Genomic DNA, 15,642 nt, shown 5'->3' on the forward strand with positions numbered 1-15,642 from the left:
GTCTCCGGGCCCCTCCGGGCTTTCCCTTCGGTCTTGCTGTCCTGCGTTTCCGACTCTATCAGAACCTTTCAGGCCCTGATTCCCAGTCGGCGGGAGTGCCTGATAAGTAATCCGCTTTCGCGTTTCCCTTTCGGCGTGTCCACTACGTTAACCGATTCCCCGGGCGACTCATAATCGGGTCGAGCGAGTTCGAATTTCGGCATGCCGAAAGAGAACCCGTCAGGGGCACATGGTAGGTAGTGGATGGCCGCTCCGGGCTGCTGATGAGCAAGACCCGTTCAGAGCGGCTCGGGCTACATTAGGCGTCCGGACCCGGCGCGTCAAGTTGCCCTGCGGCGCGGGGTGTGGGCGCGGTACGGACTCACCGTCGGGTCGCCGTCGATCCAGAACCGCCAGGGGTGCGGGGCTCCTTCGCCGCCCACCCCGGTACGTGGGCCACTGCGTACCTGGTCAAGCGGCGGCGGCGTACCCATGTGGACCGACAGGGGCGTGTCGCCCCCGGTGCAGACGTCCGTGCCGTTCAGGGAGCGGTCGATGTCCAGGCCCGTGGCCAACCGGGCCGGACCTTTGGCCAGTTCCTTGTCGTTCCGGGCCGAGACACGTCGTTTCCGTACCTGCTCCGCCCCCTCCCGGATCTCGCCGGCGCGCAGCAGTACACCGCTCGCCCGGCCCTCCGGGCCGCACACCAGATTCAGGCAGTGCCACATGCCGTACGTGAAGTAGACGTACGCGTGACCGGGCGGACCGAACATCACGCTGTTGCGGTCGGTGCGGCCCCGGTAGGCGTGGGAGCCCGGGTCGATGTCGCCCGCGTACGCCTCCACTTCGGTGAGACGGAGTTCTATCGTTCCTTCAGCCGTGCGGCGCAGGAGGGTTCGGCCCAGGAGGTCGGGGGCGACTTCCAGCACGGGCCGGTTGAAGAAGTCGCGGGGCAGCGGCGTACGGTCGGGGCGCTCGATCATGTCGTCCGAGCGTAGCGGGGGAACCGCCCGCGGTCGTGACGCGTATGTAGAGGTCAGGATCTAGGAGGAGTGACTATGGGCTTCAAGAGGCTGCTCGCGAGCTTGGGCGCCGGCGGCGCGTCCGTCGAGACCGAGCTGACCGAGCTGAACGTCGTGCCGGGCGGGGTCGTCCAGGGCGAGGTGCGCATCCAGGGCGGATCGGTCGACCAGCAGATCGAGGGGCTCTCCGTCGGTCTCCAGGCCCGTGTCGAGGTCGAGGGCGGGGACCAGGAGGTCAAGCAGGATCTGGAGTTCGTCAAGCAGCGTCTCGGCGGTGCCTTCGAGGCGAAGGCCGGCGCGGTCCACGTGGTTCCGTTCGGTCTGGAGATCCCGTGGGAGACGCCGGTCACCAGCATCGGCGGGCAGCAGCTGCACGGTATGAACATCGGGGTGACGACGGAGCTGGAGATCGCCCGCGCGCTGGACTCCGGTGACCTGGACCCGATCAACGTGCACCCGCTGCCGGCGCAGCAGGCCATCCTGGACGCCTTCATCAGCCTGGACTTCCGCTTCAGGAGCGCGGACATGGAGCGTGGGCACATCCGTGGGACGCGTCAGCGGCTGCCGTTCTACCAGGAGATCGAGTTCGCTCCGCCGCAGCGGTTCCGCGGGCTGAACCAGGTCGAGTTGACCTTCATCGCGGACGACCGCGAGATGGACGTCATCCTGGAGATGGACAAGAAGCCGGGCCTGTTCAGCGCGGGCAGCGACTCGTACCGCGCCTTCCAGGTGGGTCTTAACGACTTCCAGGGCACCGACTGGGCCGCCTATCTCAACCAGTGGATCGCGGACGTCGGCGGGCGTCGGAACTGGGCCTGAGGTCCGTACGGCCTTAGTCTCGGCTGCGGAAGGCCGCCGGGCCCGGCGTGGCCCGGCGGCACCGAAGCCGAATCCGGAGGTTCAGTAGTGACCGAGGCGAAGAGGGCTCCACTCCCTCATGACTTCCTCCCGCCCGTGCCGTCCTTCACCGTGGTGAGCGACGACATCGCGCCGGGTGCGGTCCTGAAGGACGCCCAGGTCTTCGCGGCGGGGAACACATCGCCGCAGCTGCGGTGGGAGGGGTTCCCCGCGGAGACCAAGAGCTTTGCCGTGACGTGTTTCGACCCAGACGCGCCGACCGGCAGTGGTTTCTGGCACTGGGTGGTCTTCGACATCCCGGCGTCGGTCACCGAGCTTCCGGCGGGCGCCGGTTCCCGTTCGTTCGAAGGGCTGCCCAAGGGCGCCGTGCAGGCGCGCAACGACTACGGGACGAAGGACTTCGGGGGCGCCGCTCCCCCGGCGGGTGATCCCGCGCACCGTTATGTGTTCTCGGTGTACGCGGTGGACAGTGACGCGCTGGGTCCGGACTCGGACGCCTCGCCCGCCGTCGTCGGCTTCAATCTGCGGTACCACACGCTCGCGCGTGCGCAGCTGATCGGTGAGTACACCGCTCCGGCGGAGAGCTGACCGTTCAGCTGTTGTTTGCCCTGCCCTGGTCTTGGAGAGATCAGAGCAGGGCATTTTTTCGTTGCGGGGGTTATTGGGGTCGTCCTCGGAACTCGGATAGGCGGATATTGCGTTGTCCATCTTGGCGCGCCCGGCCAGAGTTGATCCCAGCCCGCCGTCCGGCGGGGCGGCACACGGGAGGTGGGCGGGATGCGGGACACGCTGGTACTGAATGCGAGCTTCGAGCCGCTGTCGACGGTGACACTCAACCGTGCGGTGGTGCTGGTCCTCCAGGACAAGGCCGTCGTCGAGCAGTCCCACCCGGCTCTTCGGGTGCGTGCCGCCGCGGTGGATCTGCCGGTGCCCCGGGTGATCAGGCTCTGCAGGTATGTACGGGTGCCCTTCCGAAGACAGGCACCGTGGTCGAGGCGTGGTGTGCTGATACGTGACCAGCACCGTTGCGCGTACTGCGGTCGGCGTGCGACGACCGTGGACCATGTGCTGCCGCGGTCGCGTGGCGGTGCGGACAGCTGGCTCAATACGGTCGCCTCGTGTGCCGAGGACAATCACCGCAAGGCCGACCGGACGCCGGAGCAGGCCGGAATGCCGTTGCTGCACGAGCCGTTCGTGCCGTCGCCCGCCGACGCGATGCTGCTGGCGCTGCGGGCCGGTGAGCGGTCGGCGCTGCCGCAGTGGCTGGCGGGGGCCGGCGCGGCGGCGTAGGTCTTGATCAGCGGGTGACGAGCTGGACGATGGCGGCGGTGCCGACGACCACGATCATCGTGCGCATCACGGTGGGTGAGAGTCGTCGGCCGACCTTCGCGCCGAGTTGGCCGCCGATGGCGGAGCCGACGGCGATGAGGACGACGGCCGTCCAGTCGAAGTCCGCCACGAAGAGGAAGAAGATCGCGGCGATGGTGTTGACGATGGCGGCTAGGACGTTCTTGACCGCGTTGAGCCGTTGCATCTCCTCGTCGATGAGCATGCCCATGAGGGACATGTAGATGATTCCCTGGGCGGCGGTGAAGTAGCCGCCGTAGACGCTGGCGGCCATGACGCCTCCGAAGAGGAGCGGTCCGCCGTCGGTCTTGGTGGCGACGTTCTTGCGTGCGCGGTGGCGCTGGACGGTTCTGGCGAGGCGGGGCTGGAGGATCACCAGGACGAGGGCGAGACTCACCAGGATCGGCACGATCGTCTCGAAGGCGGTCGAGGGCAGGGAGACGAGCAGGATCGCCCCGCAGAGGCCGCCGCAGACGGCGGCGGTGCCCAGGCGCGTGATGCGCCGGCGCTGTCCGGTGAGTTCCGCGCGGTAGCCGATGGCTCCGCTGACGGCGCCCGGTATCAGGCCGAGCGCGTTGGAGACGGTGGCGGTGACCGGTGGCAGGCCGGTGGCGAGCAGCACCGGGAAGGTGATCAGCGTGCCCGAGCCGACGATGGCGTTGATGGTGCCGGCGCAGGTGCCCGCGACGAACACGGCGAGCATCTCCCAGATGGTCACGCGACACGTCCCTCGGTGATCGGTGGTTGTTGAACCGATCATGCCCGAGGACGGGACCGTTCCCGTACGACGGGTGGTGCGTCGTACGGGAACGTGACGTACGGATCAGAGGGGGATCGCCCGGCGCGGGCGGGGGCCGTCAGTCGAGCGGTGCCTGCTGGCGGCGCTCCTTGCCGGTGTTGAAGCCCGGTACGCCGGAGCCGAGGTTGTCGAAGGCGCCGCTGAGTCCCTTGAGCGCGTCGCCGATCTCGCTGGGCACGATCCAGAGCTTGTTGGCGTCGCCCTCGGCGATCTTGGGGAGCATCTGGAGGTACTGGTAGGCGAGGAGTTTCTGGTCGGGGTCGCCGGCGTGGATGGACTCGAAGACCGTACGGATGGCCTGGGCCTCGCCCTCGGCGCGCAGGGCCGCCGCCTTGGCCTCGCCCTCGGCGCGCAGGATCGCGGACTGCTTCTCGCCCTCGGCGGTGAGGATCGCGGACTGGCGGATGCCCTCGGCGGTGAGGATCGCGGCGCGCTTGTCGCGGTCCGCGCGCATCTGCTTCTCCATCGAGTCCTGGATGGAGGTCGGCGGCTCGATGGCCTTGAGCTCGACGCGGTTGACGCGGATGCCCCACTTGCCGGTGGCCTCGTCGAGGACGCCGCGCAGGGCCGCGTTGATCTCCTCGCGGGAGGTGAGGGTGCGCTCCAGGTCCATGCCGCCGATGATGTTGCGCAGTGTGGTGACGGTGAGCTGTTCGATCGCCTGGATGTAGCTGGCGACCTCGTACGTCGCGGCGCGGGCGTCGGTCACCTGGTAGTAGATGACGGTGTCGATGTTCACGACCAGGTTGTCCTGGGTGATCACCGGCTGGGGCGGGAAGGGGACGACCTGTTCACGGAGGTCGATGCGGTTACGGATCGAGTCGATGAACGGGACCACGATGTTCAGGCCCGCGTTGAGCGTGCGGGTGTAGCGCCCGAAGCGCTCCACGATGGCGGCGCTCGCCTGCGGGATGACCTGGATCGTCTTGATCAGGGCGATGAATACAAGCACCACCAGGATGACCAGGACGATGATGATTGATGGCATCGCGTTCCCTACTGCCCTTCATACCGAACTGCCGGACTGTCAGATGATCGAGTTTCGCAGAACACGCCTGTCTGTGCGGGGCGTTCGGCCTGGTTGGCTGGGCGGCTCATGTCGCACAGGGGGGCGCGTCGGCCCTCGGGGGGCTCACATCACCACCGCGGTGGCGCCGTCGATCTCCGCGACGTCGACCTTCTCGCCCGGTTCAAAGACCTGTTCGGCGTCGAGGGTGCGTGCCGACCAGATCTCTCCGGCGAGTTTGATCCGGCCGCCGCTGCCGTCGACCCGTTCGACGACCACGGCCTGACGCCCCTTCAGGGCGTCGATTCCGGTGGCCAGGCGGGGAGTTCGGGCGCTCTGTCTGGCCGCCAGGGGCCGTACGACGGCGATGAGCGCGACCGAGACCACCACGAAGACAAGGACCTGTGCCACGATTCCGCCGCCGAGCGCCGCGACGACCGCACCGGCCACCGCGCCCACGGAGAACATCCCGAACTCGGGCATCGCCGTCAGGACGAGCGGTATCGCCAGTCCCACGGCCGCGATCAGCCACCACACCCATGCTTCGATTTCCACATCATCATGGTAGGTGGGCGGGTCCGGTCCGGACAGGGGGTGCGACCAGGTCATTCACGCTGCCCAGGCGCCGTGTTGGCGGTCGGGCGGTGGGATCAGCGCAGGGGGAGACCGCGTGCGGACCAGCGGTCGTCGGTCTGCTCCACGACGAGCGGGAGGCCGAAGCAGAGGGAGAGGTTACGGGACGTCAGCTCGGTCTCCATGGGGCCGGCGGCGAGGACCCTGCCCTGGCGGATCATGAGGACATGGGTGAAGCCGGGGGCGATCTCCTCGACATGGTGGGTGACCATGATCATGGAGGGGGCGTACGGGTCCCTGGCGAGCCGGCCGAGACGGCGTACGAGGTCCTCCCTGCCGCCGAGGTCGAGTCCGGCGGCGGGCTCGTCGAGGAGGAGCAGTTCGGGGTCGGTCATCATGGCGCGGGCGATCAGGGTGCGCTTGCGCTCGCCCTCGGAGAGCGTGCCGAACCTGCGGTCCAGGTACTCGGTCATGCCGAGCCGGTCGAGGAAGGCGCGGGCGCGCTGTTCGTCGACCTCGTCGTAGTTCTCGTGCCAGGTGGCGGTCATGCCGTACGCGGCGGTGAGGACGGTCTGGAGCACGGTCTGGCGCTTGGGGAGCTTCTCGGACATGGCGACTCCGGCGACGCCGATGCGGGGCCGGAGTTCGAAGACGTCGACCTTGCCGAGCTTCTCGCCGAGGATCCTCACCTTGCCGGTGGAGGGGAAGAGATAGCTGGACGCGAGGTTGAGGAGGGTCGTCTTGCCGGCGCCGTTGGGGCCGAGGATCACCCAGCGTTCGCCTTCCTTGACGGACCAGGAGACATCGTCCACCAGAGCGCGTCCGTCGCGGACCACGGATACGTCCACCAGCTCCAGTACATCGCTCATGAGCGCGTTGTCTCCCCATGCAGTCTTGAGATCTGGCATGCGCCTGTGGGCGCAGCTCCACAGGGAAAACCTACGCCACCGGTCCGGCGGTCAACTCCTTAGGTCCGTTCCCTAGGCTGGGGCCATGCTTGACGAACCACGCTCAGGACTGTTGGCGGCCTGGGGAAATGCCCTCCTTGCCGGTTTCGTATCGCCGGACGACGCGGTTGTCGCGATCGTCGGGCCGGACGCGGTGCACCGGGTGGCGGGGCTGCCGGGTGAGGCGGGGCCGGTGGGGCTGACGCTGGCGCTCGGGCGGCTGCGCGCGCTGGGGGTCACCGGGTACCGGGTGGCGCTTCCGGCGCCTGGCCATCCGCTGGGGCTCAGCGGGCCGCCGGAGTTCAACGCCCGGGCGCTGGAGGCGGAGGAGGCGGTCGTCGCCTCGGGGGCGCCGTACGGGCTGGTGCCCGAGGTGTCGGCGGTGGGTCCCGAGGGCGACCGTCATGTCGAGGTGCTCTGGGACTGTCTGTCGGTGCGCGAGGCGCCGCCGGCGGACGTGCCGTCGCTCGGTGAGGCGGAGCGGGAGCTGGCGGAGGCGCTGCGGGACGCGACGGACGCGCTGTCGCGGCTGGATGTCGCGGCGTCGGGGCCGGTGGCGGAGGCGGCGCTGGACGCGTACCGGGCGCGGTCGGAGCGGGGCCGGGAGGTGCTGGCCCCGGGCTATCCGCCGCGTGCGGTACGGGTGCTGGAGCTGGCGCGGCGGGTGGGGCTGCTGGTCGCGCTGGCGCGGGAGCACGGGCACGGCGGGGCGGTGAGCGCGTCGGAGATGGCGGCGCGCGGTGAGTTGCTGCGGCCGGTGGAGCGGGTGTCGCGGCGGGCGCAGGTGGCCGCGTACAACGCGTATGTGGAGGAGATGGAGCGCGGTCCGCGCTGAGCGCGGTGCACACGGAGCCGTCCCGGGTGTGAGGAACGGCACGGCCCCGGTACCCGTCGCTGAGGACGGGTACCGGGGCCGCGGTGCCTGGCGGACGGTGGCGCGGGGGTGACTCAGACGTTGAGGCCGCCGTTGCCGAACGCCGGGTTGAGGACGCCGATCACGTTGACCGTGTTGCCGACCGCGTTCACGGGAATCTGCACCGGGACCTGAACGAGGTTGCCGGAGCCGACGCCCGGGGAGTGGACGGCCTTGCCGTCGGCGTCGGCGTGGGGGCCGCCGGTGGCGAAGGCGGCGCCGGAGCCCGCGGCGACGAGCCCGCCGGCGATCATGGTGAGGGCGGCGGCCTTCTTGAAGTTGTTCATTTTCAGGATCCTCCATAGCAAGGGCCGCGGCGGTACTCCGCGGCACGCCATGGAGAACGCCCGGACACCGTCGGGGATACGCCGTGTGGGGGACATACACCCGACGGTATGAATCTCAGATCGGAATACGACGTTCCGAATCAGCCGGTGATCCCGTGCCGTACGGCCCACAGCGCCGCCTGCGTACGGTCCGCGAGATCCAGCTTCATCAGGATGTTCGAGACATGCGTCTTGACCGTCTTCTCGGAGAGGACGAGCGCGCGGGCGATCTCCCGGTTGGAGCGGCCGTCCGCGATCAGGGTGAGCACCTCGCGCTCCCGGTCGGTGAGCGAGGACCCCCGGCCCTGTCCCGACCCGGGGTCGTCCTGGGCCAGCAGGGCCCCGGCCACCTCGGGCTGGAGCAGGACATGACCGGCGTGTACGGAGCGGATGGCGCCGGCCAGCGCCTCCGGGTCGACGTCCTTGTACACATAGCCGGCGGCCCCGGCCCGTAGCGCGGGCACCACCGTGCGCTGTTCGGTGAAGCTCGTCACGATCAGCACCCTGGCCGGGTTGGCGAGTTCGCGGAGCTTGCGCAGCGCCTCGATACCGTCCGTGCCCGGCATCTTGATGTCCATCAGGACGACGTCCGGGCGCAGCTCCTCCGCGCCCGCGACGCCCTCGTCCCCGTCGGACGCCTCGCCGACGACCTCTATGTCGTCCTGGATCTCCAGGAAGGTGCGCAGCCCGCGGCGGACCACCTGGTGGTCGTCCACCAGCAGGACGCGGATTCTCTTCTCGTCAGCCACCGGGAACTTCCATCTCGATCGTGGTGCCCTGTCCGGGCGCCGATTGCACCGTCAGCCTGCCGCCGACACCGCTCGACCGGTCGCGCATCGAGACGAGCCCGAGGTGGCGGCCGGCCCTGCGCACGGCCCTCGGTTCGAAGCCCTTGCCGTTGTCGGTGATGCTGAGCACCGCGCCCTGGCCCCGGCGGGCGATGGTCACGTCGACCCGTTCGGCGCCGGAGTGCCGCAGCGCGTTGTGGAGCGCCTCCTGGGCCACCCGCAGCATCGCCTCCTCCTGGGAGGCGGGCAGGGCCCGTACCCCGCAGCTGTCGAAGGTGACGTGCGCGGAGTGGGCGCGGTCGAGCACCTGGATCTGGGTGCGGAGGGTATGGACGAGGCCGTCCTCGTCCAGGGCGGCGGGGCGCAGCTCGACGACGGCGGCGCGCAGCTCGTCGGCGGCCTCGGCGGCGAGGTCGGCGACCTGTTGCAGCTCGCCCTTGGCCCGTGCCGGGTCGCGGTCGATGAGGCTGGACACGGCCTGGGCGGTCAGCCGCAGCGAGAAGAGCTTCTGGCTGACGGCGTCGTGCAGCTCGTGGGCGAGCCGTGAGCGTTCCTCGGCGATGGTCAGCTCCCGGCTGCGCTCGTACAGCCGGGCGTTGGTGAGGGCGATCGCCGCGTGCTGGGCGAGGATGCCGAGGAGTTCCTCGTCCTCCTCGGTGAATCCGCAGCCGCCGGCCGGCTTGGGGCAGCGCTTGTTGGCGAGGAAGAGCGTGCCGATCGTCTCGTCGCCGTCGCGGATGGGCAGGCCGATGAAGTCGGACATGTCGGGGTGGGCGGAGGGCCAGCCCTCGAAGCGGGGGTCCTCCTTCACATCGGGGAGCCGCTCGGCGCGCGCGTCGTGCAGCATCGCCGCGAGGATGCCGTGCTGGCGCGGGAGCGGGCCGATGGCCTTCCACTGCGCGTCGCTGACGCCGTCGACCACGAACTGGGCGAAGCCTCCGTGGTCGTCGGGCACTCCGAGCGCGGCGTACTCGGCGTCGAGCAGTTCACGGGCGGAGGCGACGATCGTCTTGAGGACGTCGCGCACCTCCAGATGTCTGCTCATCGCGAGGAGCGCGGTGCTCACGGCGGCGAGCCCGGAGCTCGGTCGGTGGCTCATGGCCTCACCGTACCGGCGGGCGGGACCGCCCGGATCGGACCTCCGGCCCAGTGGAGGAGGCCTCCCGGCCTAGGCCCAAGTGCCTCCTCGTGGAGGGACCCGCGCCCGAGGCAGTGGGTCCCCTGTCCTTTCTATGTTGAGGACAACGGCTCTCGGCGACGTCCGGGGCCGACGCGAGGCGAGAGGGAGCGGACGCCATGTCGGTAGCGATCATCACGGGGGCCTCGAAGGGTCTGGGGCGGGCACTCGGCGGGGCGCTCGCCGAGGACGGGTGGGATCTGGTGCTCGACGCCCGGACCCCGGGCCCGCTGGCGGGGGCGGCCCGGGAGATGGGGGCCCATGGGACGCGGGTGACGGCGATCCCGGGGGATGTGACCGATCCCGTCCACCGTGCGGAGCTGGTCGCGGCGGCGGGCGCCCTCGGCGGGCTCGACCTGCTGGTGAGCAACGCGAGCGCGCTGGGCGCCGAACCGCTCGTACGGCTGGACGCCCTCGCGCTCGACGGGCTGCGCGCCGCGCTGGAGACCAATGTGGTGGCGGCGCTCGGGCTCGTACAGGAGGCGCTGCCCCTGCTGCGGGCCGGCGGGGCGGGCACGGTGATCGCGGTCAGTTCGGACGCGGCGGCGGAGGCGTACGAGACCTGGGGCGGGTACGGGGCGTCCAAGGCCGCGCTCGACCATCTGGCCGCCGTGCTGGCCGTGGAGGAGCCGGGGCTTCGGGTGTGGACGGTCGATCCGGGCGACATGCGGACCGATCTGTACGCGGCGGCCGTGCCGGACGACGGTGACCCGCGGCCCGATCCCCGGTCGGTGGTGCCGGGCTTCCTGCGGCTGCTGCGGAGGCGGCCGACGAGCGGACGGTATTCGGCGGCCTCGTTGCTGGGGGCGGAGGCGTGACCGGGGCGGCCGTACGGCGGCCGGGCCCGGCGGGGGCGGGCGGCCCGGGGCTGGAGGGGCTGCGGGTGCCCGACGCGCTCTTCGCGCGGGTGCCGGCCGAGCGGCGCGGCTCGGGCCGGGACGACGTACGGCTGCTGGTGTCCCGGGGCACGGAGGTGTCGCACCACGTCTTCGGGGAGCTGCCGGGGCGGCTGAGGGCGGGGGACGTACTGGTGGTGAACACCTCGCGGACGCTGGCGGCGGCGGTCGACGGGCGGCTCGGGGCCGACCGGCTGGTCGTCCACTTCTCCACACGGGGGGACGACGGGCGGTGGGCGGTGGAGCTGCGGACGCCGGGTCCGCCGGCCGGGCTCGGGGGCAAGGGGGCGACGCTGGCGCGGGCCGGGGGTCCGGCCGGGGCGGTCGTACGGCTGCCGGGCGGCGGGCATCTCGTACTGGAGGAGCCGCTGGACCCGGCGGGCACGCGGCTGTGGTGGGCGCGGGTCGACGGCGGGGACGTGCCGGCGCTGCTGGGCGGCCACGGCCGTCCCATCCGCTACGGGTACACGGAGCGGGACCAGCCGCTCTCGGCGTACCAGACCGTCTTCGCGCTCCCCTCCCCCGACGGGTCGGGCTCCGCGGAGATGCCGAGCGCCGGGCGGCCCTTCACCGCCCGGCTGGTGGCGGAGCTGATGAGCCGGGGCGTGTGGTTCGCGCCGATCCGGCTGGACACGGGGGTGGCGTCGGCGGAGGCGTACGAGCCGCCGTACCCGGAGCGCTTCGAGGTGACGGCGACGACGGCCCGGCTGGTGAACGCCGCCGCGGCGGGCGGCGGGCGGATCGTCGCGGTCGGGACGACGGCCGTACGGGCGCTGGAGTCGGCGGCCGGTCCCGGCGGGGGTGTACGGGCGGCCTCGGGGTGGACGGATCTGGTGGTCACGCCGCGGCGCGGGGTGCGCGTCGTCGACGGGCTGCTGACCGGGCTGCACGAGCCGCGGGCCTCGCATCTGCTGATGCTGGAGGCGATCGCCGGGCGCGAGGCGCTGGAGGCCGGTTACACCGAGGCCCTGCGGCATCTCTATCTCTGGCACGAGTTCGGCGACGTCCATCTCGTACTGCCTGCGGAGAACGCTCACTCTCTGAGTTGCTCCAGCAACTTCGGGTGAAATCGGACCTACCCCAATGTGACGCCGCGCATAGGACGCAGATCACTTACGAAGGTATGTAGTGGACATATCGGCGGGTGTAAGGATGCCGTGAATGGGTATCCGGATGTCTCATTTAGACCCCTTTCAACTACCACGGGTCGTACGTCACACCTTTGCCACAGGGTTTTGCTGCCGCTAAGAATTGCACCCGTCGCCGCCGCTCAGGCATCTGGCTAACCGGCCTCCGCGACGCCCCGCTATTCGAAGAGGTATGTCGTATGACCGCGCCCAGCACCCCTGGCAACCGTCTGAACAAGAGCCACCGGCTCTCGATCGCCGGCGTGACAGCAGTCGCCGCCGCGGCCGTAACCTTCTCCTTGATCCCGGGCAACGCGTCCGCCGAGGGCTCGAACAGGGCCGTGGCCGCGTCCACGTCCGCCGCCCCGGTGGCGTTCGAGTCGAGCGCGAGCAGCACCCAGGCCGCTGCCGCCCAGAAGAGCCTTACCGGCCAGCACTCCATGGCCGACCGAATCGCCGAGATACACGCCAAGCAGGACTCGGCCGCCGAGGCCAAGGCCAAGGCCGCCGCGAAGGCGAAGGCGAAGGACAAGTCCGACGCCAAGAAGGAGGCGGCCGCGAAGGCGAAGAAGCGCGCGGCGGCCAAGGAGAAGGCCAACCGCTCCACCGACCGCAAGCCCCACTACGCGAACAACCTGAACGGATGGATCAAGGAAGCCCTGTCCATCATGAAGAAGGAGAAGATCCCCGGTACGTACGAGGGTCTGCACCGCAACATCATGCGTGAGTCCAGTGGTAACCCGAAGGCGATCAACAACTGGGACATCAACGCGAAGAACGGCGTCCCGTCGATCGGCCTGCTCCAGGTGATCAAGCCGACCTTCGACACCTACCACGTCAAGGGCACCCCGCACAGCCAGTACCACCCCGTCGCCAACATCGTCGCCGCGGCCAACTACGCCGCCGACCGGTACGGCTCGATCGACAACGTCGACAGCGCCTACTGAGCCACCGCGCGACAGGGCAGGACAGCGCACGACCGCGCACCGACGCGTGGCACGCGCGACACGGACAGACGCCGGTGGGCGGCACCCCGCGAAGGGGTGCCGCCCACCGGCGGTGCGCGTGGTCCGGGTTACTTGCGCATGACCTCGGGCTCATGGCGGCGCAGCAGCCGCGCCACCATGAATCCGCAGACGACGCCGATGAACAGCAGGACCGAGACGTTGAGGCCCCACTGACCGATCGAGTGGTCCCAGAGCGGGTCCAGGTCGTTGGGGTTCTTCGGGTCCCACGGCGGCATCAGATGCGCCAGATCGAGGGTCGAGCCGGTACCGGCGATCGCCCAGCGCGAGGGCATCAGCCAGGCGAACTGCTCCAGGCCGGGCGAACCGTAGATCTGGAAGAGCGTGCCGGTGAAGACGACCTGGACGATCGCGAACATGACCAGCAGCGGCATGGTCTTCTCGGCGGTCTTCACCAGCGAGGAGATCACCAGACCGAACATCATCGACGTGAATCCCAGCGCGATGATCACGATGCACATCTCGACGGCCGGCGGCATGACCAGGCCCTCGTCGGGCAGCGCGCGCGGCGCGAAGCCGATCCCGCACAGGATCACGCCCTGGAAGGCCGTGATCACACCGAGCACGATGACCTTGGACATCAGATACGCGGAGCGGGAGAGGCCGGTGGCCCGTTCCCGTTCGTAGATCACCCGTTCCTTGATCAGCTCTCTTACGGAGTTCGCCGAGCCCGAGAAGCACATGCCGACCGCGAGGATCAGCAGGATCGTGCCCGCCTTGCCGTTGAACCTGGCCGGCGGGTCCGGCGGTCCCAGGCCGAACTCCGCCGGGATCACGACACTCACCACGCCGATGACGGCGGGCAATATCACCATCAGGGCGAGGAAGCCCCGGTCGGAGGCGAGCACCGAGGTGTAGCGGCGGATCAGCGTCCACAGCTGGGAGCCCCAGCTCTGCGGCTTCGGCGGGCGCATCTGCTGCGGCGGCGGCATATGGACGGACTGCGCGGCGACGGCGTCGATGTCGGCGGCGTACATCTGGTAGTGCTGCGAACCGCGCCAGCGGCCCGCCCAGTCGTAGTCGCGGTAGTTCTCGAACGCCGAGAAGACATCGGCCCAGGTCGAGTAGCCGAAGAAGTTGAGCGCCTCCTCCGGCGGGCCGAAGTACGCGACCGAGCCGCCGGGGGCCATGACGAGCAGCTTGTCGCAGATCGCCAGCTCCGCCACCGAGTGGGTGACCACCAGGACCGTACGGCCGTCGTCGGCGAGACCGCGCAGGAGCTGCATGACGTCGCGGTCCATGCCCGGGTCGAGACCGGAGGTCGGCTCGTCCAGGAAGATCAGCGACGGCTTGGTCAGCAGTTCGAGGGCGACGGAGACGCGCTTGCGCTGGCCGCCGGAGAGCGAGGTGACCCGCTTCTCCTTGTGGATGTCGAGCTTGAGCTCGCGCAGCACCTCGTCGATACGGGCCTCGCGCTCGGACTCGGCGGTGTCACCGGGGAACCGGAGCTTGGCGGCGTACTTGAGCGCCTTCCGTACGGTCAGCTCCTTGTGCAGGATGTCGTCCTGCGGGACCAGACCGATGCGCTGGCGCAGCTCGGCGAATTGCTTGTACAGATTCCTGTTGTCGTACAGGACATCGCCCTCATTGGCGGGCCGGTAGCCGGTGAGCGCCTTGAGGAGCGTGGACTTTCCGGAGCCCGAGGGGCCGATGACCGCGATGAGCGACTTCTCGGGGACGCCGAAGGAGACGTCCTTGAGGATCTGCTTTCCACCGTCGACCGTCACCGTGAGATGGCGGGCCGAGAACGAGACCTCGCCGGTGTCGACGAACTCTTCCAGCCGGTCCCCGACAAGGCGGAAGGTCGAGTGACCGACGCCGACGATGTCGTTCGGGCCGATGAGCGCCGTACCGGACTTGGGGATCGGCTGGCCGTTGACGTACGTGCCGTTGTGCGATCCGAGGTCGCGGATCTGGAACCGGCCGTCGGGCGTCGAGGTGAACTCGGCGTGCAGACGCGAGACCTGGAGGTCGGAGACGACCAGCTCGTTCTCCAGCGCACGGCCGATGCGCATCACCCGGCCGAGGGCCACCTGGTGGAAGGTGGTCGGGCTGCGGTCCCCGTACACCGGTGGGGCCCCCGCCGCGCCACCGGAACCGGGACCGCCATGACCGCCGGCACCCGGGCCCCCCGGCCCTCCGTGCTGCGACGGGACATAGCCCTGCTGAGGCTGCTGTTGGTGCTGTTGCTGCTGGGGCGGCTGCTGTTGCTGCGGCGGCCAGCCCTGCTGCTGGGGAGCCCCCTGCTGAGGGGCCCAGCCCGGGCCGCCCTGCGGCTGCGGTTGCGGCTGTGCGGGCGCGTGCTGCGGCGGCGCGTGCTGCGCCTGCGGCGTCTGGGACGCGGCCGCACCATTGAGTTTCAGCCGTGGTCCATCGGTCGCATTGCCGAGACGCACCGCGCTGCCCGGACCGATTTCCATCTGGTGGATCCGCTGGCCCTGCACATAAGTGCCGTTGGTACTGCCGTGGTCCTCAATTACCCAACTACGGCCCCCCCAGCTGATGGTGGCATGACGCCACGAGACACGCGCGTCATCGATCACCAGGTCGCCCTGCGGATCACGTCCCAGGCTGTACGACCTGGACTGATCGAGCGTCCAGGTCCTTCCGTTCATTTCAAGTACGAGTTCCGGCACTCCATGCCCCACTGGTTGTCCCCCGGGTTACCCCCATCACAGGGAGTCTAGGGATGGCGAACATCGTGGGGAACTATTTCAGGCCCGGCCCCTTATACGAAAGTCGGGCCTCACGAAAGAGCGCAAAATCCCGTTCGTGGCGCGGCGAAACGTAAGTGAACACGCTCAAACCCCGCAAGCGGGACCCGGGTCGGGAGACAGGCCGGCGGAGGGGTCCGGGAGT

16 protein-coding genes are annotated in these 15,642 nt (G+C 69.7%); 7 read left to right on the top strand and 9 right to left on the bottom strand.

All coding sequences use genetic code 11. The annotated features are described in order from the left end of the window. Positions 1-320 precede the first annotated feature (320 nt). Positions 321-962, bottom strand: coding sequence for a DNA-3-methyladenine glycosylase (locus ACFWU9_RS16525; protein ID WP_384318824.1), 642 nt, complete (start codon positions 960-962; stop codon positions 321-323). 75 nt (positions 963-1,037) lie between these two features. Here ACFWU9_RS16525 and ACFWU9_RS16530 point away from each other — a divergent pair, with 75 nt between their 5' ends. The 3 genes from ACFWU9_RS16530 to ACFWU9_RS16540 all read left to right on the top strand — a co-directional run bounded on the left by ACFWU9_RS16530 (position 1,038) and on the right by ACFWU9_RS16540 (position 3,149). After that, entirely contained in the window at positions 1,038-1,820 is a 783-nt protein-coding gene (locus ACFWU9_RS16530) for a sporulation protein (RefSeq protein ID WP_384318826.1), read from the top strand. 87 nt (positions 1,821-1,907) lie between these two features. After that, entirely contained in the window at positions 1,908-2,447 is a 540-nt protein-coding gene (locus tag ACFWU9_RS16535) for a YbhB/YbcL family Raf kinase inhibitor-like protein (RefSeq protein ID WP_384318828.1), read from the top strand. Positions 2,448-2,636: 189 nt separating this feature from the next. Beyond that, positions 2,637-3,149, top strand: coding sequence for an HNH endonuclease (locus tag ACFWU9_RS16540; RefSeq protein ID WP_384318830.1), 513 nt, complete (start codon positions 2,637-2,639; stop codon positions 3,147-3,149). Positions 3,150-3,156: 7 nt separating this feature from the next. Here ACFWU9_RS16540 and ACFWU9_RS16545 read toward each other — a convergent pair whose 3' ends face one another. The 4 genes from ACFWU9_RS16545 to ACFWU9_RS16560 form a co-directional block, all read right to left on the bottom strand. After that, positions 3,157-3,924: a sulfite exporter TauE/SafE family protein gene (locus ACFWU9_RS16545; protein WP_384318832.1), complete on the bottom strand. Its 768-nt coding sequence runs from the start codon at positions 3,922-3,924 to the stop codon at positions 3,157-3,159. Between the two features lie 139 nt (positions 3,925-4,063). After that, positions 4,064-4,993, bottom strand: coding sequence for an SPFH domain-containing protein (locus ACFWU9_RS16550; RefSeq protein ID WP_189108739.1), 930 nt, complete (start codon positions 4,991-4,993; stop codon positions 4,064-4,066). 144 nt (positions 4,994-5,137) lie between these two features. Further along, positions 5,138-5,566, bottom strand: coding sequence for an NfeD family protein (locus ACFWU9_RS16555; RefSeq protein WP_384318834.1), 429 nt, complete (start codon positions 5,564-5,566; stop codon positions 5,138-5,140). Positions 5,567-5,661: 95 nt separating this feature from the next. Next, on the bottom strand, positions 5,662-6,453 hold the full coding sequence (locus tag ACFWU9_RS16560) for an ABC transporter ATP-binding protein (RefSeq protein WP_384318836.1): 792 nt from the start codon (positions 6,451-6,453) through the stop codon (positions 5,662-5,664). Positions 6,454-6,577: 124 nt separating this feature from the next. On the opposite strand from ACFWU9_RS16560, the gene ACFWU9_RS16565 reads away from it, so the two are divergent. Further along, on the top strand, positions 6,578-7,366 hold the full coding sequence (locus ACFWU9_RS16565) for a hypothetical protein (RefSeq protein ID WP_384318837.1): 789 nt from the start codon (positions 6,578-6,580) through the stop codon (positions 7,364-7,366). Between the two features lie 113 nt (positions 7,367-7,479). On the opposite strand, the gene ACFWU9_RS16570 is transcribed toward ACFWU9_RS16565, so the two are convergent. From ACFWU9_RS16570 to ACFWU9_RS16580, 3 genes are all read right to left on the bottom strand, one after another. Next, positions 7,480-7,731: a chaplin gene (locus tag ACFWU9_RS16570; protein WP_384318839.1), complete on the bottom strand. Its 252-nt coding sequence runs from the start codon at positions 7,729-7,731 to the stop codon at positions 7,480-7,482. Positions 7,732-7,871: 140 nt separating this feature from the next. Further along, positions 7,872-8,519: a response regulator gene (locus ACFWU9_RS16575; protein ID WP_384318840.1), complete on the bottom strand. Its 648-nt coding sequence runs from the start codon at positions 8,517-8,519 to the stop codon at positions 7,872-7,874. Then, on the bottom strand, positions 8,512-9,657 hold the full coding sequence (locus ACFWU9_RS16580) for a GAF domain-containing sensor histidine kinase (protein WP_384318842.1): 1,146 nt from the start codon (positions 9,655-9,657) through the stop codon (positions 8,512-8,514). The genes ACFWU9_RS16575 and ACFWU9_RS16580 overlap by 8 nt, the downstream gene beginning before the upstream one ends. Positions 9,658-9,854: 197 nt before the next feature. Between ACFWU9_RS16580 and ACFWU9_RS16585 the strand changes: the two genes are divergently transcribed. The 3 genes from ACFWU9_RS16585 to ACFWU9_RS16595 all read left to right on the top strand — a co-directional run bounded on the left by ACFWU9_RS16585 (position 9,855) and on the right by ACFWU9_RS16595 (position 12,705). Continuing rightward, positions 9,855-10,553: an SDR family NAD(P)-dependent oxidoreductase gene (locus ACFWU9_RS16585; protein WP_384318844.1), complete on the top strand. Its 699-nt coding sequence runs from the start codon at positions 9,855-9,857 to the stop codon at positions 10,551-10,553. 50 nt (positions 10,554-10,603) lie between these two features. After that, positions 10,604-11,698 carry an S-adenosylmethionine:tRNA ribosyltransferase-isomerase gene (locus ACFWU9_RS16590; protein ID WP_384319045.1) on the top strand — a complete coding sequence of 365 codons (1,095 nt, stop codon included), beginning with the start codon at positions 10,604-10,606 and terminating at the stop codon, positions 11,696-11,698. Between the two features lie 260 nt (positions 11,699-11,958). Then, positions 11,959-12,705: a transglycosylase SLT domain-containing protein gene (locus tag ACFWU9_RS16595; RefSeq protein WP_384318846.1), complete on the top strand. Its 747-nt coding sequence runs from the start codon at positions 11,959-11,961 to the stop codon at positions 12,703-12,705. 128 nt (positions 12,706-12,833) lie between these two features. Here the strand turns inward: ACFWU9_RS16595 and ACFWU9_RS16600 are convergent, their stop codons facing one another. After that, entirely contained in the window at positions 12,834-15,398 is a 2,565-nt protein-coding gene (locus tag ACFWU9_RS16600; protein WP_384318848.1) for an FHA domain-containing protein, read from the bottom strand. Positions 15,399-15,642: the final 244 nt, after the last annotated feature.

The sequence above is a fragment of the Streptomyces sp. NPDC058653 genome (genome assembly GCF_042716895.1).
Classification (GTDB): Bacteria; Actinomycetota; Actinomycetes; order Streptomycetales; family Streptomycetaceae; genus Streptomyces.

What these genes read in the sequence shown, in the direction of transcription:
- ACFWU9_RS16565 (WP_384318837.1), top strand. Translation starts at nt 6,578, where the DNA reads ATGCTTGACGAACCACGCTCAGGACTGTTGGCGGCCTGGGGAAATGCC.
- ACFWU9_RS16595 (WP_384318846.1), top strand. Translation starts at nt 11,959, where the DNA reads ATGACCGCGCCCAGCACCCCTGGCAACCGTCTGAACAAGAGCCACCGG.
- ACFWU9_RS16580 (WP_384318842.1), bottom strand. Translation starts at nt 9,657, where the DNA reads ATGAGCCACCGACCGAGCTCCGGGCTCGCCGCCGTGAGCACCGCGCTC.
- ACFWU9_RS16525 (WP_384318824.1), bottom strand. Translation starts at nt 962, where the DNA reads ATGATCGAGCGCCCCGACCGTACGCCGCTGCCCCGCGACTTCTTCAAC.
- ACFWU9_RS16600 (WP_384318848.1), bottom strand. Translation starts at nt 15,398, where the DNA reads ATGAACGGAAGGACCTGGACGCTCGATCAGTCCAGGTCGTACAGCCTG.
- ACFWU9_RS16570 (WP_384318839.1), bottom strand. Translation starts at nt 7,731, where the DNA reads ATGAACAACTTCAAGAAGGCCGCCGCCCTCACCATGATCGCCGGCGGG.
- ACFWU9_RS16560 (WP_384318836.1), bottom strand. Translation starts at nt 6,453, where the DNA reads ATGAGCGATGTACTGGAGCTGGTGGACGTATCCGTGGTCCGCGACGGA.
- ACFWU9_RS16550 (WP_189108739.1), bottom strand. Translation starts at nt 4,993, where the DNA reads ATGCCATCAATCATCATCGTCCTGGTCATCCTGGTGGTGCTTGTATTC.
- ACFWU9_RS16585 (WP_384318844.1), top strand. Translation starts at nt 9,855, where the DNA reads ATGTCGGTAGCGATCATCACGGGGGCCTCGAAGGGTCTGGGGCGGGCA.
- ACFWU9_RS16530 (WP_384318826.1), top strand. Translation starts at nt 1,038, where the DNA reads ATGGGCTTCAAGAGGCTGCTCGCGAGCTTGGGCGCCGGCGGCGCGTCC.
- ACFWU9_RS16540 (WP_384318830.1), top strand. Translation starts at nt 2,637, where the DNA reads ATGCGGGACACGCTGGTACTGAATGCGAGCTTCGAGCCGCTGTCGACG.